The organism is Rhizobium sp. PAMB 3174 (genome assembly GCF_052908375.1).
Map to the genome: position 1 here is coordinate 3,535,814 of NZ_CM128608.1, position 20,654 is coordinate 3,556,467.

The 20,654-nt window shown below is 62.8% G+C and carries 18 protein-coding genes; 12 read left to right on the forward strand and 6 right to left on the reverse strand.

The genetic code is table 11. From position 1 onward, the window contains the following. Window positions 1–29: 29 nt before the first annotated feature. The 3 genes from ACU5AY_RS17030 to ACU5AY_RS17040 are packed head-to-tail and all read left to right on the forward strand — an operon-like array spanning window position 30 to window position 3,639. On the forward strand, window positions 30–500 hold the full coding sequence (locus ACU5AY_RS17030) for a DUF2271 domain-containing protein (protein ID WP_446829047.1): 471 nt from the start codon (window positions 30–32) through the stop codon (window positions 498–500). 18 nt (window positions 501–518) lie between these two features. After that, complete coding sequence (locus ACU5AY_RS17035; RefSeq protein ID WP_446827092.1) at window positions 519–2,717, forward strand: PepSY domain-containing protein; 2,199 nt, start codon at window positions 519–521, stop codon at window positions 2,715–2,717. After that, a complete protein-coding gene (locus ACU5AY_RS17040) occupies window positions 2,698–3,639 on the forward strand; it encodes an FAD:protein FMN transferase (RefSeq protein ID WP_446827093.1) in 942 nt (313 codons plus the stop codon). Before ACU5AY_RS17035 ends, ACU5AY_RS17040 begins: the two co-directional genes overlap by 20 nt. An 89-nt stretch (window positions 3,640–3,728) precedes the next feature. Here ACU5AY_RS17040 and melA (ACU5AY_RS17045) read toward each other — a convergent pair whose 3' ends face one another. The 6 genes from melA (ACU5AY_RS17045) to melA (ACU5AY_RS17070) all read right to left on the reverse strand — a co-directional run bounded on the left by melA (ACU5AY_RS17045) (window position 3,729) and on the right by melA (ACU5AY_RS17070) (window position 12,672). Continuing rightward, the gene (gene melA / locus ACU5AY_RS17045) at window positions 3,729–5,081 is read right to left on the reverse strand and encodes an alpha-galactosidase (RefSeq protein WP_446825861.1); all 1,353 of its coding nucleotides are present in this window, start codon (window positions 5,079–5,081) and stop codon (window positions 3,729–3,731) included. Window positions 5,082–5,097: 16 nt separating this feature from the next. Continuing rightward, complete coding sequence (locus ACU5AY_RS17050) at window positions 5,098–6,756, reverse strand: ABC transporter ATP-binding protein (protein WP_446827094.1); 1,659 nt, start codon at window positions 6,754–6,756, stop codon at window positions 5,098–5,100. 19 nt (window positions 6,757–6,775) lie between these two features. After that, window positions 6,776–7,897 (reverse strand): ABC transporter permease, encoded by a 1,122-nt coding sequence (locus ACU5AY_RS17055; RefSeq protein ID WP_446827095.1) that lies wholly within the window; start codon window positions 7,895–7,897, stop codon window positions 6,776–6,778. After that, window positions 7,897–8,904, reverse strand: coding sequence for an ABC transporter permease (locus tag ACU5AY_RS17060; RefSeq protein WP_446825864.1), 1,008 nt, complete (start codon window positions 8,902–8,904; stop codon window positions 7,897–7,899). The genes ACU5AY_RS17055 and ACU5AY_RS17060 overlap by 1 nt, the downstream gene beginning before the upstream one ends. A 113-nt stretch (window positions 8,905–9,017) precedes the next feature. Then, window positions 9,018–11,063: an ABC transporter substrate-binding protein gene (locus ACU5AY_RS17065; RefSeq protein ID WP_446829048.1), complete on the reverse strand. Its 2,046-nt coding sequence runs from the start codon at window positions 11,061–11,063 to the stop codon at window positions 9,018–9,020. Between the two features lie 148 nt (window positions 11,064–11,211). Further along, window positions 11,212–12,672: an alpha-galactosidase gene (gene melA / locus ACU5AY_RS17070; RefSeq protein WP_446827096.1), complete on the reverse strand. Its 1,461-nt coding sequence runs from the start codon at window positions 12,670–12,672 to the stop codon at window positions 11,212–11,214. A gap of 205 nt (window positions 12,673–12,877) precedes the next feature. On the opposite strand from melA (ACU5AY_RS17070), the gene ACU5AY_RS17075 reads away from it, so the two are divergent. From ACU5AY_RS17075 to ACU5AY_RS17115, 9 genes are all read left to right on the forward strand, one after another. Then, window positions 12,878–13,720 (forward strand): helix-turn-helix domain-containing protein, encoded by an 843-nt coding sequence (locus tag ACU5AY_RS17075; protein WP_446825866.1) that lies wholly within the window; start codon window positions 12,878–12,880, stop codon window positions 13,718–13,720. Between the two features lie 201 nt (window positions 13,721–13,921). After that, a complete protein-coding gene (locus tag ACU5AY_RS17080) occupies window positions 13,922–14,893 on the forward strand; it encodes a LysR family transcriptional regulator (RefSeq protein WP_446825867.1) in 972 nt (323 codons plus the stop codon). Next, on the forward strand, window positions 14,890–16,359 hold the full coding sequence (locus ACU5AY_RS17085) for an NAD(P)-binding domain-containing protein (RefSeq protein WP_446827097.1): 1,470 nt from the start codon (window positions 14,890–14,892) through the stop codon (window positions 16,357–16,359). The genes ACU5AY_RS17080 and ACU5AY_RS17085 overlap by 4 nt, the downstream gene beginning before the upstream one ends. Beyond that, a complete protein-coding gene (locus ACU5AY_RS17090; protein ID WP_446827098.1) occupies window positions 16,356–16,838 on the forward strand; it encodes a CMD domain-containing protein in 483 nt (160 codons plus the stop codon). The genes ACU5AY_RS17085 and ACU5AY_RS17090 overlap by 4 nt, the downstream gene beginning before the upstream one ends. Beyond that, entirely contained in the window at window positions 16,838–17,401 is a 564-nt protein-coding gene (locus ACU5AY_RS17095) for a peroxidase-related enzyme (protein WP_446827099.1), read from the forward strand. The genes ACU5AY_RS17090 and ACU5AY_RS17095 overlap by 1 nt, the downstream gene beginning before the upstream one ends. A gap of 72 nt (window positions 17,402–17,473) precedes the next feature. Then, window positions 17,474–18,214 (forward strand): amino acid ABC transporter ATP-binding protein, encoded by a 741-nt coding sequence (locus ACU5AY_RS17100; protein WP_446825871.1) that lies wholly within the window; start codon window positions 17,474–17,476, stop codon window positions 18,212–18,214. A 15-nt stretch (window positions 18,215–18,229) separates the two neighbouring features. Next, window positions 18,230–19,057, forward strand: a complete 828-nt coding sequence (locus ACU5AY_RS17105; protein WP_446827100.1) for a transporter substrate-binding domain-containing protein — start codon at window positions 18,230–18,232, stop codon at window positions 19,055–19,057. 67 nt (window positions 19,058–19,124) lie between these two features. Next, on the forward strand, window positions 19,125–19,832 hold the full coding sequence (locus ACU5AY_RS17110; RefSeq protein WP_446827101.1) for an amino acid ABC transporter permease: 708 nt from the start codon (window positions 19,125–19,127) through the stop codon (window positions 19,830–19,832). Window positions 19,833–19,847: 15 nt separating this feature from the next. Next, window positions 19,848–20,540: an amino acid ABC transporter permease gene (locus tag ACU5AY_RS17115; protein ID WP_446827102.1), complete on the forward strand. Its 693-nt coding sequence runs from the start codon at window positions 19,848–19,850 to the stop codon at window positions 20,538–20,540. Window positions 20,541–20,654: the final 114 nt, after the last annotated feature.

Consider the following 20,654-nt stretch of genomic DNA (forward strand, 5'->3'; position numbering starts at 1 on the left):
ACGGACAGACGAAGGAGACTGGAATGAGACTGAAATCGCTTCTGGCCGCTTTGGCGGTCACCACCGCGCTGACCCTTCCCGGCATCGCTTCCGCGGGACAGGTGACGCTGACGACAAACCTGCGCGACTACGGCGGCAACGGTGCCTATCTCGCCTACTATCTGACCGACGCGCAGGGCAACTATGCCGGCAGTCTCTGGATGGCCGGCGGCCGTTCGCGCTATTACCGGCACTTGAGCGGCTGGTACCGCGCCACCGGCGGCAACACCGCCGAGATCAACGGCATCACCGGCGCCAGCGTCGGCTCGGGGCAGTCTCTGAAGATCTCGCTCGACCTGACCGACGCCCTGTTCGATGCCGGCTATCAGCTGCACATCGACGCCGCGGTCGAGGACATGCGCGAAAGCCCGAACGAGATCGTCGTGCCGCTGACCTCCGCCGGTTCCGGCAAGGCTGTCTCCGGCACCCGCTATATTTCCGATTTCACCTATACGCATTGATATTGAAGGACTGTTGCCATGATCCGGTCGCTCCACCGCTGGTTCGGGCTGATCGCCGCCGTGCTGCTCGTCGTCATCGCGATGAGCGGTGCGGCCCTGTCGGTCTTCCCCGCCTTCGAGGCGGTCACCACACCTGCCGCGCAACAGATCAGCGTGGCGGAACTGGCCGCAAGGGTGCGGTCAGCGGAACCATCGGTCGAGCAGATCAAGCGCGCGCCCTCGGGCCGGATCACCGCCTATTATTTCCACGGCGACCAGCCGGTCTCGTCGGTCATCGATCCGTCAACCGGCCAGCCGGTCGGCAACGCCGACCAGTCACCCGTCGAGCGCTGGCTGACCAATCTGCACCGTTCGCTGTTCCTCGGCGACTACGGGCGCATCGCGATGGCGGTCGGCGCGGTCGCCATGCTTGCGCTGACGATGTCCGGCCTCTTGATTCTCGCTCGCCGCTCCGGCGGGTGGCGACATATCCTGAAGCCCGCCAGAGGTCGCGGCAACGGACGGCTCCATGCGATCGTCTCCCGCGCCGCGCTCCCCGGCCTCTTTCTCTCTTCGCTGACAGCGCTGTGGATGTCGTCCGCGACCTTCGGCCTCCTGCCGGAAGGCGCGGACGGAGCGCCCTTCCCTACTGACGTCAGCGGCAAGACCGGCATGCCGGTCGGTACCATCGAACGACTCCAGCAAACGCCCGTCGAAACGCTTGTGTCGCTGAGCTTCCCTGCCAATGGGGATGCCACCGACGTCTACACGCTGACGACCGATGCGGGCGAAGGCTATATCGACCAGGGCAACGGCACCTTGCTCGGCTGGCAGAATGCGAGCTTCGTCGATCGGGCAAGTGCGTTCGTCATGATGCTGCACACCGGACGCGGCCTCGCCTCGCTCGGACTGCTTCTCGGCCTCTCGGCATTGTCCGTTCCCTTGCTGAGCTGGACCGGGATCGCCGTCTGGCTACGGGGGCGTGGCAAGCGCCGGCCAAAGTCCGTCGCGGCAAGCCACGCCGACACGATCATTCTCGTCGGCAGCGAAGGCGGCTCCACCTGGGGCTTTGCGGAAACCCTGAGGGCCACGCTCACCCGGGAGGGCCGGCAGGTGCATGTCGGTTCCATGTCGGACTTCAACCCGGCCCGCTGGCACAAGGCGGAGCGTCTTATCCTGTTTGCTGCCACTTACGGAGACGGCGAAGCACCGACATCCGCAAAGGGATTTCTCGACCGCTTCCGGGCAACGCCTGCCGCGCAGCACCTGCCGCTTGCCGTTCTCGGCTTCGGCGACCGGAGCTTCTATCACTTCTGCGGCTTCGCCAGAGACATTGCCGAGGTTGCCAAGGAGAACGGCTGGCCGACGCTCATCCCCTGTGACACCGTCGACCGACAATCGCCGCAGGATTTCGCGCGCTGGGGCAGACAGCTGGCAGAGGCGCTCGATCTCGACTTCGAGCTCAATCACCAGCCGGAGGTGCCGAAGACCTGGGAGCTTCAGCTTGCATCCCGCCGCGACTATGGCGCCAGCGTGCAGGCTACGACGGCGATCCTGCGTTTCGACCTGCCGAAGGTTTCGCTCTGGCAGCGGCTGACGGGCAACGCCGTTCCAATCTTCGAGGCGGGCGATCTCGTCGGCATCGTGCCGGAAGGCTCGGAGGTCCCGCGCTTCTATTCGCTGGCTTCCAGCTCCCGAGACGGCTTCCTCGAAATCTGCGTGCGCAAGCAGCCGGGCGGCCTCTGTTCCGGGCAATTGACCGCGCTGGAACCCGGCGACACGGTTTCGGCCTTCGTGCGGCCCAATCCGGGCTTCCGCCCGGCGGCCAACCGCAAGCCGGTCATCCTGATCGGCGCCGGCACCGGCATCGGGCCGCTCGCGGGCTTTGCCCGCGCCAATCATGCCCGCAAGCCGATGTTCCTCTATTTCGGCACGAGGCACCCGAAGAGCGATGCGCTCTATGAGGAAGAGCTGACCGACTGGCAGAAGGACGGCCGACTGACGGGCGTTTCCACCGCCTTTTCGCGGACGGCGAGCCCGGCTTATGTGCAGGACATCATCCGCAAGGACGGCGTAAAGATTGGCAAGCTGATCGCGGCCGGCGGACAGGTTCTCGTCTGCGGTGGTCGCGACATGGCGGCCGGCGTTGCCGCGGCTCTCGCGGACATCCTGACCCCGCACGGGGTAAGCCTCGTGACATTGAAGGCGGAGGGCCGTTATGGCGAAGACGTTTACTGATTTCACCCGGCATGCACTGAACGGCCCGACCATGGGAACACGCTGGTCTGCGCTCTTCCACATGCCGCACCACTTCGACGCCAGCGAGGTGGAGCGGGAAATGGCGGATGCCGTGAGCGCGGTCGATCGGCAGATGTCCACCTGGAAACCGGAGAGCGACATCAACCGGCTCAATGCGGCACCGACAGGCGAATGGTTGAACATGCCGCAAGAGATCATCGAGGTGCTGGCCGCCGGACTTGCGATCGGCCAGGCCTCCGGCGGCGCCTTCGACATTGGCATGGGCGATGCGGTGACCGCCTGGGGATTCGGTCCGGATACGGCCAACGAGACGGCTATCCGAACTGCCCGCATCGCGAAGCGATACCCGGCACATCAGGCGCTGGAACTGGACATCCGCAATGGAAAGGCGCGCAAGCACGCAGCGATGCGCTTCGACCTCAACGGCATCGCGAAGGGCTATGGCGTCGACCGGCTCGCGGCGGTGGCGGCCCGGCATGGGATCAAGGCGGGCCTGTTTGCCATCGACGGCGAACTCGTCGGTCGCGGCACGCAGCCGGACGGCTCACCCTGGACCGTCGCGGTGGAGAGACCCGACCTCGGCCAGCGGGCACCGCATTCCATCGTCGAACTGGACAACGCCGGCATCGCCACGTCGGGCGACTATCGCCACTGGGTGGAGCTTGGCGGACGCCGACTATCGCACACGATGGATCCCCGCCGCGGCATGCCGCTCATCAGCGCTCCGGCCTCGGTCACCGTGATCGCCCGCGACTGCATGAGCGCGGATGCCTGGGCGACGGCGATGATGGTACTTGGCGAAAAGGATGGACGAGCACTCGCCGATCGACTTGGCCTGTCGGTGCTGTTTCTGCACCGCAATCAGGCGGACAGCACCGGGTGCGGCGCGTTCGCCGCCTGAAACTGCATTAGTTAGTATTAACTTACAATTTGTCCGCCATTGCGCTGAAAAAAAAGGAGGAGCCTTGCGGGGCTCCTCCCTTGCTTCATTCAGCCACGGGCCCAGGCGGGGAGCCATTCGCCATGCGCCTTGAGGAGATCGTCCGTCAGCGACCAGATCTGGTCGAGATCGAGCTCCGCTGCGGTGTGCGGGTCCATCATCGCGGCATGGTAGATGTGCTCGCGGTTTTCCGTCATCAGTGCCTGGACGGTGAGTTCCTGGACGTTGATGTTGGTGCGGATCAGCGCGGTCAGCTGCGGCGGCAGGGCACCGATATAGGTCGGCTGGATGCCGCTCGCGTCCACCAGGCAGGGCACTTCGGCGGCGCAATTTGCCGGCAGCGAGGTGATGCAGCCATTGTTGCGGACATTGCCGTAGATCACCGAGGGCTCGCCGGTCCAGACCGAATTGATGATCGACGAGGCATATTCATGGCTCGGCTTCACATCGATCGTGTCGGCATCCTTGTATTCCTGCGCCTGCGACTTCCAGCGCTCGATCTGCTCGATGCAACGCTTCGGATATTCGTCGAGCGGAATGCCGAACTTCTCGATCAGGTCCTCGCGGCCCTCCTTGATGAAGTAGGGCGTGTATTCGGCGAAATGCTCCGAGCTTTCGGTGACGAAATAGCCGAGGCGGGTCAGCATCTCGTAGCGCACCTTGTTGGGGCAGCGCGGGTTCCAGTGGCTGGGCTTCGGGAAGCGGCCTTCACGATAGCCCTTCAGGAGGTCCGGATAGAGGTTCTTGTAGCTGCCGTCCGGCTGGCGGTGCTCGAACTTCAGATAGAAGGCCATGTGGTTGATGCCGGCGGCGCGGTAGCGGATCTCGTCAAGCGGAATGTCGAGATCGCGGGCGAGTTCGTAGGCCGTGCCCTGGACAGAATGGCAGAGACCGACCTGCTTGATCGTCGGGTATTTCTCGGCGATGGCCCAGGTGTTGATCGCCATCGGGTTCACATATTGCAGCATGATGGCCTCGGGGCAGACGGCCAGCATGTCCTCGCAGATCTTCCAGAGATGCGGGACCGTGCGCAGGCCGCGCATGATGCCGCCGACGCCGAGCGTATCGGCGATCGTCTGGCGCAGGCCGTATTTCTTCGGCACCTCGAAATCGGTGACGGTGCAGGGCTCGTAGCCGCCGATCTGGAAGGCGACGACAACGAAATCGGCGCCCTCAAGCGCCTTGCGCTGGTCGGAATAGGTCTCGACCTTCGCCTGGGTGTTGAGCGTCTTCGCCAGCTTGCTGGCGACGATCTCGCTTTCGGCCAGTCGCTGCGGGTTGATGTCCATCAGCGCGATCGTCGCGCCGGACAGGGCCGGGCGATGCAGGAGGTCGCCGATGATGTTCTTCATGAACACTGTCGAGCCGGCGCCGATGAACGTGATCTTTGGTTGTCTTGACATACGGATCTCCACGGGATCAGGCCGCAACCTCGAAGGCTGCCCTGACGAGTTTTTCTGTGTATTCGGTTTTCGGATTGGTCAGAACTTCATCGACCGGGCCTTCCTCCATGATCCTGCCATGCTGCATGACGATGACCCTGTGGCAAAGCGCCCGGACGACCTTCAGGTCGTGGGAAATGAAGAGGTAGCTCAAGCCTCTTTCGTCCTGAAGTTTTCTCAAAAGCTCGATGATCTGCGCTTGCACCGACAGGTCGAGTGCGGAGGTTGGTTCATCGAGGAGAACGAATTCCGGCTCCAGCGCGATGGCACGCGCGATCGCGATGCGCTGGCGCTGGCCGCCGGAGAATTCATGCGGGAACCGGCTGGTGATGTTGTCCGGCAGACCAGAGGCGACGAGCGCCTCGCGGACCCGGTCCAGCCGCTCCTTGCGGCCCGTGCCGATATTGTTGACCACCAGGCCTTCGCCGATGATCTGGCCGATGGTCATGCGCGGGTTAAGCGAGGAGAAGGGATCCTGGAAGACGATCTGCATACGCGAGCGCAGCGGCCGCATCTGGTCGCGGTTGCACCCATGGATCGGCTTGCCGTCGAAGAAGATCTCGCCGCCGTCATTCTCGATCAGCCGGGTCAGCGCCTGGCCGAAGGTGGTCTTGCCGGAGCCGGATTCACCGACCAGCCCAAGCGTCTCGTGACGGCGCAGCGTCAGTGACAGGCCGTTGACGGCAATCAGGTCATGCGTGGTGGGCTTGAAGATGCCGCCGCCCCTCAGCGTGAAGGCAACCTTGACGTCGCGGCCTTCGAGGATGATCGGCTGGTCCGCCGGAAGCGGCTTCGCCTTGCCGGTCGGCTCGGAGCCGAGCAGATGGCGGGTATAGGCATGGCGCGGATTTTCGAACAGCGTCCCCGTCCTGTTGTGCTCCTTCAACTCACCCTTCTGCATGACATAGACATAGTCGGAGAATTTCCGCACCACGGTCAGGTCATGGGTGATCAGGATGACCGCCATGCCATGCTTCTTCTGCAGATCGCGCAGCAGGTTGAGGATCTGTGCCTGCACGGTGACGTCGAGCGCCGTCGTTGGCTCGTCGGCGATCAGCACGTCGGGATTGTTGGCGAGCGCCATGGCGATCATGACGCGCTGGCGCTGGCCGCCGGAGAGCTGGTGCGGGTATTGGTCGACCCGCAGTTCCGGCTGCGGGATCTGCACTTCGGCGAGCAGCTCGACGGCCCGCTTGCGCGCGGCGGACTTGCTCATCTTCTGGTGCGCGCGGATCGCCTCGGCGATCTGGCTGCCGATGGTGTAGATCGGGTTCAGCGAACTCATGGGCTCCTGAAAGATCATCGCGATGCGGCCGCCACGTAGCGCCCGCCGCTTCTCGCTCGAAAACTTCAGGATGTTCTGGCCGTCAAGAAGCACGGTCGCGTTCGGGTTGACCGTCGCGCGCTTGGTGAGCAAGCCCATGATCATGCGCGCCGTCACGGACTTTCCGGAGCCGGATTCGCCGACGACGGCCACTGTTTCTCCGCGATAGAGCTGCAGCGAGATGTCGCGCACGGCTTCCACCGAACCGTGTTCGGTCTTGAAGGTAACGCCCGCATTGCGCACGTCGATGATCGGCTTGTCGCCTTTCTCGTCCGCGTCCAAACGTACCGCCGGGATCAGATCTTCGGTCATTGCTCGTCCTCCTTCCGGCTCAATAGGGGTCGATCGCGTCGCGCAGGCCATCGCCGAGCGCGTTGAACGCGAAGACGGTGACGAGGACGAAGCCGACCGGCGTCAGGATCCAGGGATAGGAGCCGATGACCGAATAATTGGCGGTATCCTGCAGCATCAGGCCCCAGGAAATGAGCGGCGGTTTCACCGCAAAGCCGAGGAAGCCGAGGAAGGATTCCAAGAGCACGACCGTCGGGATGGCAAGCGTCACGGCGACGATCACGTGGCTCATGACGTTCGGGAAGATGTGCTGGAAGATGATGCGCCGGTCGGTCGCACCGATCGCCATCGCCGCCTTCACATATTCGATGCGGGCGAGCGCCAGCGTCTTGCCCCGCACCTCGCGCGACATCTGCGCCCAGCCGAGCGCCGACATGACGACAATGACGAAGGCGAGGAAGACGTTGGTCGGCGCGGTGACCGGAATGAGCGAGGTGAGCGCCAGATAGAGCGGCAGTTGCGGGAAGGCGAGCACCAGTTCGACGAAACGCTGGATCCAGGCATCGACGGCGCCGCCGAAATAGCCGGAGATCATGCCGATCGTCGTGCCGACCACAGTAACCACGAAGACCACCGTCAGCGCGATCATCAGCGAGATGCGCGACCCGTATATGGCGCGCGACAGCACGTCACGGCCGAACTTGTCGGTGCCGAGAATATGGATCGGCTTGCCGCCGACGGAACCCAGGAGATGGGTCTTCATCGGGATGATGCCCAGGAACCGGTATTCGAAGCCGGAGACGAAGAATCCGAGCATGCGCGGATTGTCGTAGTCCGGGCCGCTGATCGGCTGGAAGGTCACGGGATCGAGTTCGTCGCCGTCGACGATCGGATAAACGCGCGGCGAGACGAGATTACCGTCCTTGTCGTGGATCGCGATCGATTCCGGCGGCATGTAGGCACTGTCGGTCAACTTCGGATCGACCGGCGACAGGAAGCCGGCGAAGACGGCCATGAACAGCAGCAGTGCCACGAGGATAAGGCCGAGCATGCCGGTCACGGAATGCCTCAGGCGGCGCCAGACGAGTGCCGCGTAGCTCTCGCTGCGACCGGCCTCCTGCGGGACGTCGTTGTCGATGGTGGATTCAGCGGGTGTCAGCATCAGCGTGCGCCTCCCAGTCTGACGCGCGGATCAAGGGCGGCGAGAAGCATGTCGGCGATGATGTTGCCGACGATCAGCGTGGCCGAGAGAACGAGCATGAAGGTCGCCGTGACATAGACGTCACCGACATACATGGAGCCGACGATCGCCGGACCGACGGTCGGAAGGGCGAAGATGATCGCGACCTCGATTTCGCCGGTCAGCATGTAGGGCAGAACGACGCCCTGATACATGACGAGCGGATGCAGGGCATTGGGAACGGCATGGCGCATGATGACCGTGCTTTCCCGGAGGCCCTTGGCCCGCGCCGTCTCGACATACTGCGCATTCAGCGTGTCGAGCAGATTGCCGCGCATGACGCGCATGTTGTAAGCGAGGCCGCCGAGCGTGGCGATCGCGACCACCGGCCAGATATGGCTGACGAGATCGACGAATTTTCCCCATGACCAGGGAGCGCCGCCGTAGCGGGGCGAGAAGAAGCTGCCGATCTCGCTGACGTTAAAATGGAACACCAGGACATAGACCATGATCAGCGCCATCAGGAAGCGCGGCACGGTCATGCCGAGGAAGGCGACACCGGACAGAAGCGTGTCGACCCAGCTGTACTGGCGCGTGGCGGCCAGGATGCCGAAACTGATACCAAGGATCGACGCGAAGATGTGGCAGGTGAGCGCCAGAAGCAGCGTGCGCGGCAGGCGCTCGGCGACGACGTCCGCCACCGGCTTGTTGTAATAGAGGCTGGTGCCGAAATCGCCTTCGGTGACGATGCCCTTGATCCAGTTGAGGTACTGGACCGCCATCGGCTTGTCGAGCCCGTGTTCGACCGCATAGGCCTTGGCCTGGGCGTCGGCCTGCTCGAATGAAGCGCCGCCGAGATTGATGAGCTGCGAACGGATGTAATCGCTGTAGTCGCCGGGCGGAGCCTGAATGATCGCAAACGTCACGACGCTCAGGACAAAGAGGACCGGTATCGCCGACAGGATGCGGAGGATAAGAAATCGGATCATTCATGCGCTCCTGCAAGAAGGGTGCTGTCCATGGTCAAGGATCGTGTCGCCCTGGTTGCACAATCCGCACCCCTCCCCGCCGAAGCAGGAAGGGATGCGGCGCTGGGAGGTGGTTACTCGGTGATCGGACCTGCGCCGCCGGGCTTGCCGGGGAGCGAGTCCTTGTGCAGTTCGTAGCCGCCCTGCTTGTCGGTGGGCACATAGAGCCGCTCGCGCATGATGGCTCCTTCAGCCCAGTTGAACATGAAGATCGGCGCTCCGTTCGGAATGTTGGCGAAACGCTTGTTGATGATCAGGGCGCCGGGATACTCGACCAGGCCAACGGTGTTGACGTTGGTCGTGTAGACCTTCTGGTATTCCTTCATCAACGTCGCCTTCTCCTCCGGATCGCTGGAGGCGATGAACTTGTTGACGATGTCGACCAGCTGCTTTTCGAACGGCATCAGGTCAAGCTCGTCCTTGCCGTTGGCACGGTGGAACCAGCTGGTACGCGGGCCGGTCGGCGCAAGCTGCGGCGTGTTCTGCACGACGGAGGCCAGTTCGGCATTGGTGCGCAGCACCATCCAGTCGAATTTGCCGCCGTAGTTGGCCTGGTCGCGGTTCTTGCCGTCCTGGGAGTTTAGGACGACCCGCAGGCCGAGCTTTTCCATCTGGCCGATCACGCCTTCGGCGAGGTTCTTGTCCGTGCCGTAGGTGTTGTTGACCAGAAGCGAGACTTCGACATCCTTGCCGCCTGCGGTTCCGGCCGGGAAGTTGACGATGCCGTTGCCGTCGGTGTCCTTCAGGCCGGCTTCCGCCAGCTCCTTCTTGGCACCTTCGAGATCGAACGGATAGTACATGGTCGATTCGCGGTCGTAGAAGTTCGAGCCGGAGAGAATGCCGCCGGGATAGGTCGCGACGAAGGGACCCTTCACCAGCGCCTCGCCGAGCTTCTTGCGGTCCATCGCCATGGTGACGGCCTTGCGGAAATGCTCATTGCGGTTCAGCTCGCGGATGGCCTGCTCACGCTCGTCCGGATCACCCCAGCCATTGCCCGAGAAGTTCATCATCAGATTGTAGCCGATGAGGCGCGGACCGAAGGCGAGGCGGGCCGGCGCATCCGGCTGGGCCGCGCGCTTCAGCGACGAGACGAAGTTCTCCGGCTGCTCAAGGTTCGAGAGATCGGCGGAACCGGCAACGGCCTGCACGTCACGGTCGGCCCAGGTCGACAGCTTGTAGTGGACCTCGTCGAGGTAAGGCAGCTGATTGCCCTTCTCGTCAACCTTCCAGTAGTAGGGGTTGCGGCGCAGCACGATGATGTCGTCCGGACGGTACTCGACCGGGACCCACGCGCCCATGACCGGGAAATTCATGTAATCCGGCGGGAAGGCGTTCTTGTACTGCTCGTATGTGTTCTTCGAATATTTCGGATGCTGCGGCTGAAGAACATGCGCAGGGCCCGGGCAGAAGGTGCCGTAAGCCATGTTGTAGAGGAACTGCTTCGGGAAGGCGTCCTTGAACGTCCACTCGATCGTGTACTTGTCGATCGCCTTCAGCGTCGTGCCCTGGCCGAAGGTTTCCTGCGTCGCGCCGTTCAGCGGATAGACGTTCGGATCGAGAACGTTGTCGTTCCAGTAGAACATCACGTCGTCGGAGGTGAAGTCGACGCCATCCGACCACTTGGCGCCCTCGATCAGGTGCATGGTCAGCTTGTGGCCGTCGGCCGACCAGTCCCAGCTCTTGGCGAGGTTCGGCAGCGGCTCCAGTTCGTCGGCCTTGACCTGAAACAGCGGACCGGTGCGCGTCAGGCACTCATACATGCCGATATCGATGCCGCCCCAGCCCTGGTTCTGGCCGGCGCTGTAGTTCCAGCCTTCGGGCCGACCGCCGATGACATGGCGAAGCGTGCCGCCATAGGCGCCGATGCCGTCGGGCATGTTGCCGGCCTTGTAGACCATCGGCTCCTTCGGCAGACGATCCTTGACCGGCGGCAGCTTGCCGGTGTCGACGAAATCCTTCGTGACCCAGGCCGGCTCGTGATATTCCGGCAGCGCCTTGAATTCGAGTATGTCCTTGATGCCCACATACTGGACCTTGGTCTGCGCCGGAAAGTCCGGCGGCGCCGGCACGGGCTGCAGATCGGAGGCCCGGACCTGGACGGTAAGGGCGGCTGTGCCCATGAGCAGCGCCGCAGTCAGCTTGAGATATCGGCTATTCATTTTCACTCCCCTGTTTGACGATGACGGTTTGACCGTCGCCAAGTGTTCGGCGCTTCCATCCTCGACGGAAGGCCCGGGCGATTCCTCCAACCGCCCATCCCTTTGCAGCCTAGCCGGCCTTGCGCTCCAGCTTTGCGGCGCGAAGCTCCTCGATCGAGCGAACCTCGCGGCGGGCCGAGCCCTGCCAGTCGCGTGTCTTAACGGTCGCCTTCGACAGCCGCTCCTTTGCCGCTGGTACGGCGTCGGCAAACTGCGGCAGCCAGCGGGCCTGGGCGACGAGCATCTCATCGACCATCTGCCAGACCTCTTCCGGCGTGCAGATCGCGCCGACCAGCGGGTCGTGCAGAACGGCCTGCTTCAGGAGATCGACATCGCCGGTGACGGCGGCGTGAACCGACATGCGCTGGACATTGATCGAGGCCATGCAGGTGGCGGCAGCGGCTTCCGGCAGCGTGATGCCGGCGGCCATGTTGATGCCGAAGCGGTCGACAAAGCCGGGCGATTCGATGATCGCATCGGCCGGCAGATTGGTGATGACGCCCTTGTTCTTCTGGTTGAAGTGACCGCGATAGACCCGGCCGGTTTCCAGCGCCTCGAGAATGTAGCTCGCATGCTCGTTGGAGCGCTCGTATTCGCCAAACGGACGTCGGGCGGTTTCGAGAACGCTCGGGAACTCGGTTTCGAACCAGTTGCGGTTTTCCGTCGTGTAGCGCAGGTAGCCGCCGGTCTCGCCGTGAATCCAGTCGGACATGTCGATCCACTTGGCGATCTCGTCCGGGCGCTTGCGGTACCAGGGCAGGTATTCCGAGAGGTGGCCATTGCTTTCGGTCGAATAGACGCCGAAACGCTTCAGGACGTCGATGCGGACCTTTTCCTGCTGGCTGATCACCGGATGACGCTCGAAAGCGGCGACAAGTTCGTCCTTGCCGATCTTGCGGCCCTTGACGCGGACGTCGACGAACCAGGTCTGGTGGTTGATGCCCGAGCAGATGAAATCGAGGTCATCGTGGCTGACGCCGAGCACCTCGGCGATCTGCTCGCCGCCGTGCTGCACGCCGTGGCAAAGACCGATCGTGTCGACCTTGCCGTATTCGATCGCCGCCCAGGTGTTCATGACCATCGGGTTTGCGTAGTTCAGGAAGCGGGCGCCCGGCTCGGCGACTTCGCGGATGTCCTTGCAGAAATCGAGGATCACCGGAATGTTGCGCTGGCCGTACATGATGCCACCGGCGCAGATGGTATCGCCGACGCACTGGTCAATGCCGTATTTCAGCGGAATGCGGATGTCGTCCGCATAGGCCTCAAGGCCACCGACGCGCACACAGGACACGATGTAGCGCGCGCCCTCGATCGCCTTGCGGCGGTCCGTCGTCGCGCTGATGCGCACCTTCAGGCCATTCGCCTCCTTGATCGTGTTCAGGACTTTTTCGATGAGGGAGAGATTATGCTCCGATATGTCGGTGAGGGCGAATTCGACGTCCTGAAATTCCGGCACGGACAGGATGTCCGAAAAAAGCTTGCGCGTGAATTCGACGCTGCCGGCGCCGATGATCGCAATCTTGAAACTCATGTGACTCTCCATCCTCCATGCCCTACAAAACAAAGCCTATCCAGTCCGCCCCGGATGTCCGGCACGCGGTTCTCAAAGGCCAGATTGTCGGCAACTCCTCGTTCTTCGCCGTTGAATATGCCAAGATTTGATGAGATGAAAAGAGGAGCATTATGCTATTGAGGGTAAAATTGTGCTGCAGGAATTAATCTCTCACGGCGAAGGCATGCGCAGCCTTTCCGTCGTCCGGTCGCGCGTCAATCTTCACACCATGCCGACCAGCGCCGGTTATGAAGTGCGTGAAAACACTAACTATTCCTGGGACGGAAGGTTGCGTGGCAACACCCCCTTCACCGTCCTTCAGCATACAATCAGCGGCCGCGGCTCCCTGCGCTACGAGAACCGCGACATAAAGATTCATGCGGGTGAAACGCTGCTTGTGATCATCCCGCACAATCACCGCTATTGGCTCGAAAAAGGTGATCGCTGGGAATATTTCTGGATCTCGATGAACGGCATCGACGCCCTGCGCATCCACGAAACCGTGCTCAACGCGCACGGCCCGGTCCTGAAACTGAAGACGAAGACCATCGACCGCCTGGCCAATTGCACGCTGCGGCTTCTGAAGGGAGAGGCCGAAACGCCGGGCGCGGCCTCGGCGATCGCCTATGAGGCCGCAATGCATCTGCACGACGACGTGTTCGGACCGTCGGACCGGGTGCTGAAGGAGCAGAACTCGATCACCCGCACGATAGAGCACATCGCCGCCCATCTCAGCGCCGATCTCAGCGTCGACGTGCTGGCCTCCGTCGCCGGGCTCAGCCGCGCCCATTTCTCACGCAGCTTCGCATCCATGACGGGCCTGCCGCCGGCCGAATATGTCCAGCAGCGACGCATGCGCCGGGCGGCGCGGTTGCTGACCGCCAATCGCGAGATGAGCGTAAAGGAAATCGCCGCGCTGTGCGGCATGCCTGAGAACAATTATTTCTCGAAGGTCTTCCGCAAGACCTACGGCATCAGCCCGACCGAATTCCGCACCAACGGCATGTACGCCTCGGCAGAAAAATGACGACGCACTAGGTCGCCGCCAAGGCATCCTGGCGCTCCGCAGCATCGCCGATGCCGGTTGCCACAATCCGTCCGGCCAGCCGCCTTCAAGCCCAGTAAATAGGCAGAGATAGAATCTGCCCAGGGATTGAACGCGTCGTATTGACATATGCTAAAATTGGATGACATGATTTGATTTATACAAAATCTGCATCAAGGCCCCATGGAAACGCGTGATCTTCAGACCTTTCTGGCCGTGGCTGACAGCGGCAGCATTACCAAGGCGGCCGAAGCGCTCGGCCGTTCGCAGCCGTCGGTCACGCGCACCATCCAGGATCTGGAGGCCGAACTCGGTTTCGAACTGCTCCACCGCGTGGGTCGACGGGTGCAACTCTCCGAGGAAGGCGTCGCGTTCGAGGAGGAAGCCCGGCGCCTGCTGATGTCGTTCACCGAACTCGCGGCCCGGGCCAAAACGATCGCAGCCGGCAAGGGGCGCATCCTGCAGATTGCCACGACGTCGGCGATCGGAACCGCCCTCATCCCGACGGCGCTCGCCGAACTCAAGAACGCGACCTTGCCACATGAGACGCATCTGGGTCAGTTCCTGCCGCCGGTGGTCGCTCAGGAAGTGCGCAGCGGGCGGGCCGAGATCGGCTTTTCAAGCCTGCCGCTCGACACGCCGGGGCTCGATGTCCTGCGGCTTTATTCGGCACCGGACGTCATTGCGCTGCGCGAAGACGATCCGCTCGCAAGTCTCGACGTGGTCCCGCTCTCGGCACTGGCCGGGCGCCGGCTCGCCACCATGCTCAATCCCTTGCGCTTCCAGCTGCATGTGGCGCGCGCGCTGGCATCCCAGGGCATCGAGACCGGACCGGTTATCCGCACCAATATTTCCTACGGTGCCCTGCAGCTGGTCCGCGAGACCGGAGTTGTCGCGGTCATCGAGCCGGTCACGGCCTATGGCCTCAGCCTGCCGGGCGTAGTCATCCGGCCGATCGACGTGACGGTTCCGTTCTATTGGGGTGTGATCGCTGGCGAAAGGCGGCCGCTACGCCCGCTGGCGGAAGCACTGATCGACGCGGTGGAAGCTGTCGCCGCACGATCGATTGCCGGCTTCAGAAAGCTCGACCCGGCCCTTGCCGGCCAATTGGTGACAGGCCCCACCTCGGGCACAAACCACGGAAATGAAGCATGACCGACACAACGACAACGCCAAACGCGGAAGGCCTTGCTGCCCTTGAGGCGCAGCTGGCACGAGACCTCGACTATCTCGAGATGCCCGCAAAGTCCTGGGTGCCGGAACACTATACGGGAGGCGAGCGCGTGCGCGATGTCGTCGTCATCGGCGCCGGCATGTGCGGGCTGGCGGCAACCGCGAAGCTTATGCTGACCGGCATCACCAATGTCGTCGCCTATGACGCCGCGCCGGAAGGCCTTGAAGGCCCGTGGGTCACATTCGCCCGCATGGAGACACTGCGCTCGCCGAAGTCGCTGACCGGCCCGGCCCTTGGTCTGCCGCAGCTTACATTTCGCGCCTGGTTTACCGCACAATGGGGAACCGAGGCATGGCAGGCGCTCGACAAGATCCCGCGGGTCCAGTGGATGGATTACCTGGTCTGGTATCGAAACGTCCTGAACCTGCCCGTGCGCAACGGCGTGAAGATGACCGGCATTTCCTTCGAAGGCGACCTGATCGCGATCGATCTTGAAGGCGCGGAAACGGGGCGGGTCCATACCCGCCGTCTGGTGCTTGCCACCGGCCGCTCCGGCCTCGGCGGCTTCGCGGTCCCGGATTTCCTCAAGGGCATCGACCGTGCCTTGTGGGCGCATTCGGCCGACGACGTCGATTTCGAGGCGTTGAAGGGCAAGCGGATTGCCGTAATCGGTGCCGGCGCCTCGTCCATGGACAATGCGGCGACGGCACTCGAGGCTGGCGCGGGGGCCGTCGATCTTTTGATCCGGCGCAAGGAAATGCCGCGCATCAACAAGATGACCGGCGTCGGCAGCCAGGGCATGGTGCACGGGATGCTGCCGCTTCCCGATCACTGGAAGTGGAAGTTCTTCGACTATTCTGCCGCGACGCAGACGCCGCCGCCGCGATCCTCGACACAACGCGTCTCACGGCACGAGAATGCGCGCTTCCTTCTCGATTGCGGCATCGTCTCCGTAGCCGAGCAGGATGGCGAACTGCTGATCGAGACCACGCAGGGACCGCTGCGCTACGATTACCTGATTGCCGCCACCGGCTTTACCAACAATTTCGATGGCCGGCCGGAATTCGCCGCGATCGCACCGCATATCCGCAAATGGTCCGACGGCAGATACAAGCCGGACATGGGGCCGCCGCGCGAGTCGCTGATCGAGGCACCGGATCTCGGGCCTGTTTTCGAATTCCAGGAAAAGGTGCCGGGCGAGTGCCCAGAGCTGAGGCACATTCACTGCTTCAACGACGCGGCCATGCTCACCCACGGTAAGGTCTCCGGCGACATTCCCGCCGTCAGCGCAGGTGCCGACCGTCTTGTTCGTGGCATCGCCGCATCGCTCTTCGCCGAAGATGTCGAAACCCATTACGCCAATCTCGTCGCCTATGACGTCCCCGAGCTCATTGGCGACGAATGGACAGATTCAACCCCTCTCTTGCAGAAGGAGACCGCATTGTGATCGATGCCATGGACAAGGCCGCCGGGCTTACGCCGGACGACGCCGTTTTCGAAGCGCGGCGGTTCCGCCCCGAATTCGTCGAGGGCGCGGAGCTCTGCCGTCTTTCGGTGCTGGCCCCGAAGACCGACCAGGGCCTGCCGCCCGTTCTTCGCCTGGCACTCGCCCGCCGCATGGCCGCGTTCAACGCCGACCAGGTGCTGATGGACGGCTATGACGCGGAACTCGCGTCTCTTGAGACCTCGCCGGGACATCTGGCGCTGGCCCATGGTGAAACCGATCTCGACGAGCCTCTGGCAACGATCGCCCGCCACGTCGATCTCGTCACCATGACGCCGAGCAAGGCGGCAAGGGGCGACATCGAGAAGCTCGAAGCGGCAGGGCTCAGCAATCCCCAGATCGTCGCGCTCTCCGAACTGATCGCCTTCGTCAACTTTCAGACCCGGGTTGCTGCGGGTCTCAGACTGCTGAGGTCGGCATAATGTCTTCCGTCCGTTTGAAGCCCTTGAACTGGCATCCCTATATCGAACCGGTCGTGCTCAGCGAAGCAACGCCCGAGCAGCTGGATGCCATGAAGGTCACGCCGTCCGCCAAGAAGGTGTCGGACTATGTGCTGACGTTGGCGCATGATCCGGAAAGCTACGTGGCCCGCACCGTGCTCTTCAACGCCATCATGTATGTCGATGGTGGCCTTGCCCGGGCCGATCGCGAGCTTGGTGCGCTTGGCGCGTCAATGGTCAACGGCTGCAAGTATTGCGCCGTCGTGCATGCCCGCCGGCATGCCGAGCTGACGAAGAACGACGACGTGGTCACCGCCCTCTATCTCAACCGGCCGGAGGATCTCGGTCCCCGCGACGCGGCGATCCACGCCTTTGCCAACCGTCTGTCGGCGGCGCCTTCCGAGGCGACGGCGGAGGACATCGCGGCACTTCGGGCCGTCGGCATGAACGACGTCGAGATCATCGACCTCATCCACGCCATCTCGATCTTCGGCTGGGCCAACCGGCTGATGCATGTGCTCGGCTACGCCGACAGCGAAAAATAGCGGTGACGGCAACCATATCGCCACGCCGGACACGATCTCCATCGCCACGAAACAAGGGGACACCAACCAGAAATGCTCGAAATCAAAGACCTGAAGCTGTCCTACGGAAGCTCCCGGATCCTGAACGGTGTCGACCTGTCGGTAAAGCGCGGTGACGTCGTCTCGATCATCGGTCCCAGCGGGACCGGCAAGACGACGCTGCTCAAATGCATCAACTATCTCGCCAAGCCGGCATCGGGCACGATCACCTTCGACCAGATCCACATGGATTACGAACGCGCCGACAAGGCCGCCATCCGGGCGATCCGGCTGCGCACGGCGATGGTGTTCCAGCAGTTCAACGTGTTCAAGAACATGACGGTCATCGAAAACGTCATGGACCCGCTTGTCGTGGTGCAGCGCAAATCCAAAGAGGAAGCGCGCGCGATCGCGCTGCAGGAGCTGGATCGCGTCGGGCTTTCGGACAAGCTCAACCACTATCCCTCCCAGCTTTCGGGTGGCCAGCTTCAGCGCACCGGCATCGCCCGTGCTCTCGCCGTCAAGCCAGACGTGATGCTCTTCGACGAGCCCACATCCTCGCTCGACCCCGAACTGGTCGGCGAAGTCCTCAAGGTGATCCGCGATGTCGCGTCGTCGGGCATGACGTCACTTCTCGTCACCCACGAGATGAAATTTGCGCGAAGCATTTCCAACCGGATCGTCTTCATGGACGGCGGTGTCGTCGCAGCCGACGGCAGTCCGGACGCCATCTTCGACGAACCCTCCACGCCTCGCCTCGCGCAATTCCTGCAGTCTGAATACTCGTTTCAATAAGAAGGGAACTTAGACATGTCCATCATCCATTCGATTACCCGCCGGCAGTTCGGCTTCGCTCTGGCCGGCGGCGTCCTCATGGCGCTGACGCTCTCCGGTCCCGCCGGCGCGGAAGACGTCCGCACCATCAAGATCGCCACGGCGGCGGAATCCAAGCCGCTCTCCTGGGGCGCGCTCGGCGAGGAGCCGCAGGGCTATGAGCCCGAACTCCTGAAGGCCATCAACGCCAAGCTGCCGCAGTACAAGTTCGAGATGGAAGGTGCCGCCGACATCGCCCAGGAAACAGGCCTCGTCACCGGCAAGTACGACATGGCGACCGGCGGCTACTACTGGTCCGACGCCCGCGCCAAGCAGTTCCTCATCCCGAAGAACCCCGAAGGGGCGAGCATGATGAAGATCTACAGCCGCAAGGACAGCGGCATCAAGGAGATGAAGGATCTCGTCGGCAAGAAGATCGTGCCGGTGACCGCCGGCGGCGGCGTCTACCGCTTCGTCACCAAGTGGCAGGAAGCCAATCCCGACTACAAGATCGACGTTTCGACCTCGAGCGCCGGCATTCCGTATCCGGACCGCCTGAAGGAAGTTCAGAACGGCAAGTACGACGCGCTCATCCTGCCGTCCAACCTCGGCGAGCAGACGGTGATCGACAACCAGAAGCTCGACATCGAGGCCTCCGAGCCGGTGGTGATCAACAACACCTACATCCTGATCCACAAGTCGGCGGAAAACGAGAAGCTGGCCGAGGACATCAACACGGCGCTCGGCGAACTGCGCGAAGACGGCACGATCGACAAGCTGTCCCAGAAGTGGTTCGGCGAAGAAATCAGCCAGTACATCAAGTAATCCGGCCTCCGGATTTCCTGAAATATCGTCAGCGGCAGGCTGAAGACACACCAAGGAGTGTTTCAACGTGAATCTATCCGAGATGATTCCCGAATTGCTTTCGGCACTGCCGCTGACGCTGGCAATCATGTTCGTCGCGATGGCCGCCGGCTTCTGCCTGGCGCTCCTTGCGACGACCCTCAGGGTTCGCAGGATCCCTGTCCTGAGCCAGTTCGCCGATCTCTATGTCTCCTATGCCCGCAGCGTGCCGGTCGTCTTGCAGCTGTTCGTCGCCTTCTACGGCATGCCGCTGGTGGTCGCGCATGTCGGTGTCGCGGATTTCTTCTCGGCAAACGTCGCCGCCATGGTCGGGCTCAGCCTCTATCACGGCGGTTACCTTTCGGAGGTGATGCGGCCGGCCTATCTCGCCGTCGACCGCGGCCAGCATGACGCCGCCGACAGCCTTGGCTACACCTTCCGGCAGAAGGTGACCCGAATCGTCGGGCCGCAGGCCGTGCACATCGCCCTGCCCGGCTACGGCAACTCGATCATCTACCTGATCCACAACGTCGCCCTGGTCATGTATATCGGCGCCGCGGACGTGATGGCGACCGCCCATCTCGTCATGGAGAGGGACTACAACCAGTACCAGTTCGAGACCTATCTCCTCCTGGCGGTGATCTACTCCATCCTCTGCCTCATCACCTGGCTCATCGTGCGCTTTTTCGAGCAGCGTTCCGCGAAATATACGGTCAAGGGCGCGCAGGTGAAACTCGTCGCCATGCCCAGCGTCTGATCAGGGAAAAGATCCATGTTTGACATCAGTGTCCTCTGGCCGGATTTCGTGAGCATCATGAGCGCGGTTCCGCGCACGCTCGCCATGGCCGTCGCAATCTTCGTCCTGTCGACGCTTGTCGGCAGCCTGTTCGCGCTCGCCGAATACCGCCGGATCCCGATCCTCAGGCACCTCGTCATCGCCTACAAGATCGCCTTCAAGGGCGTGCCGATGGTCGTCGTGGTCTTCCTCGCCTATTACGGCCTGCCCGCAACGCTGCACTTCCTCGCGGGGGCGCTCGGCATCGACTTCAACGGCCACACGACCCCGAACTGGGTCACGCTGATCGTGGCGCTCACCGCCTGCGTGGCGGCCTTCCAGGCCGAAGTGGTGAAGGGCGCGCTGAACTCGTTCGACACTGGGCAGGCCGATGCGGCCTATTCGCTGGGCTATCGGGGCACGCAGATGTTTCGCCGCATCCTCCTGCCGCAGGTGACCGTCGCCGCTATTCCCGATCTCGCCAACTCGTTCATGGTGATCATGAAGGCGCTGTCACTTGGCTTCGCGATCGAGGTCGTCGACATCTTCGCCCAGTCGCAGCTGACCGCAGCCCTCAATTTCTACTACCTCGAAGCCTTCCTCGTCGCCGTGGTGATCTACATGGTCATCGCCTACCTCGTCACCCAGATCGCGGACAGGACGGAACGGGCGTTGCGCATGCGCGCCTGACGAAAGACCCGTGACCACTCGCCGCCAGCACCGGATGGAGCAGTAGCGGAAATCAAGCCCGTCGAGCGCGCTACCTGCCTCCGCATGCAAGCGATGCATAGCCCGTGCAAAATC

What these genes read in the sequence shown, in the direction of transcription:
- ACU5AY_RS17040 (WP_446827093.1), top strand. Translation starts at nt 2,698, where the DNA reads ATGGCGAAGACGTTTACTGATTTCACCCGGCATGCACTGAACGGCCCG.
- ACU5AY_RS17105 (WP_446827100.1), top strand. Translation starts at nt 18,230, where the DNA reads ATGTCCATCATCCATTCGATTACCCGCCGGCAGTTCGGCTTCGCTCTG.
- melA (WP_446827096.1), bottom strand. Translation starts at nt 12,672, where the DNA reads ATGAGTTTCAAGATTGCGATCATCGGCGCCGGCAGCGTCGAATTCACG.
- ACU5AY_RS17085 (WP_446827097.1), top strand. Translation starts at nt 14,890, where the DNA reads ATGACCGACACAACGACAACGCCAAACGCGGAAGGCCTTGCTGCCCTT.
- ACU5AY_RS17060 (WP_446825864.1), bottom strand. Translation starts at nt 8,904, where the DNA reads ATGATCCGATTTCTTATCCTCCGCATCCTGTCGGCGATACCGGTCCTC.
- ACU5AY_RS17075 (WP_446825866.1), top strand. Translation starts at nt 12,878, where the DNA reads ATGCGCAGCCTTTCCGTCGTCCGGTCGCGCGTCAATCTTCACACCATG.
- ACU5AY_RS17100 (WP_446825871.1), top strand. Translation starts at nt 17,474, where the DNA reads ATGCTCGAAATCAAAGACCTGAAGCTGTCCTACGGAAGCTCCCGGATC.
- ACU5AY_RS17095 (WP_446827099.1), top strand. Translation starts at nt 16,838, where the DNA reads ATGTCTTCCGTCCGTTTGAAGCCCTTGAACTGGCATCCCTATATCGAA.
- ACU5AY_RS17080 (WP_446825867.1), top strand. Translation starts at nt 13,922, where the DNA reads ATGGAAACGCGTGATCTTCAGACCTTTCTGGCCGTGGCTGACAGCGGC.
- ACU5AY_RS17055 (WP_446827095.1), bottom strand. Translation starts at nt 7,897, where the DNA reads ATGCTGACACCCGCTGAATCCACCATCGACAACGACGTCCCGCAGGAG.
- ACU5AY_RS17050 (WP_446827094.1), bottom strand. Translation starts at nt 6,756, where the DNA reads ATGACCGAAGATCTGATCCCGGCGGTACGTTTGGACGCGGACGAGAAA.
- melA (WP_446825861.1), bottom strand. Translation starts at nt 5,081, where the DNA reads ATGTCAAGACAACCAAAGATCACGTTCATCGGCGCCGGCTCGACAGTG.
- ACU5AY_RS17115 (WP_446827102.1), top strand. Translation starts at nt 19,848, where the DNA reads ATGTTTGACATCAGTGTCCTCTGGCCGGATTTCGTGAGCATCATGAGC.
- ACU5AY_RS17035 (WP_446827092.1), top strand. Translation starts at nt 519, where the DNA reads ATGATCCGGTCGCTCCACCGCTGGTTCGGGCTGATCGCCGCCGTGCTG.
- ACU5AY_RS17065 (WP_446829048.1), bottom strand. Translation starts at nt 11,063, where the DNA reads ATGGGCACAGCCGCCCTTACCGTCCAGGTCCGGGCCTCCGATCTGCAG.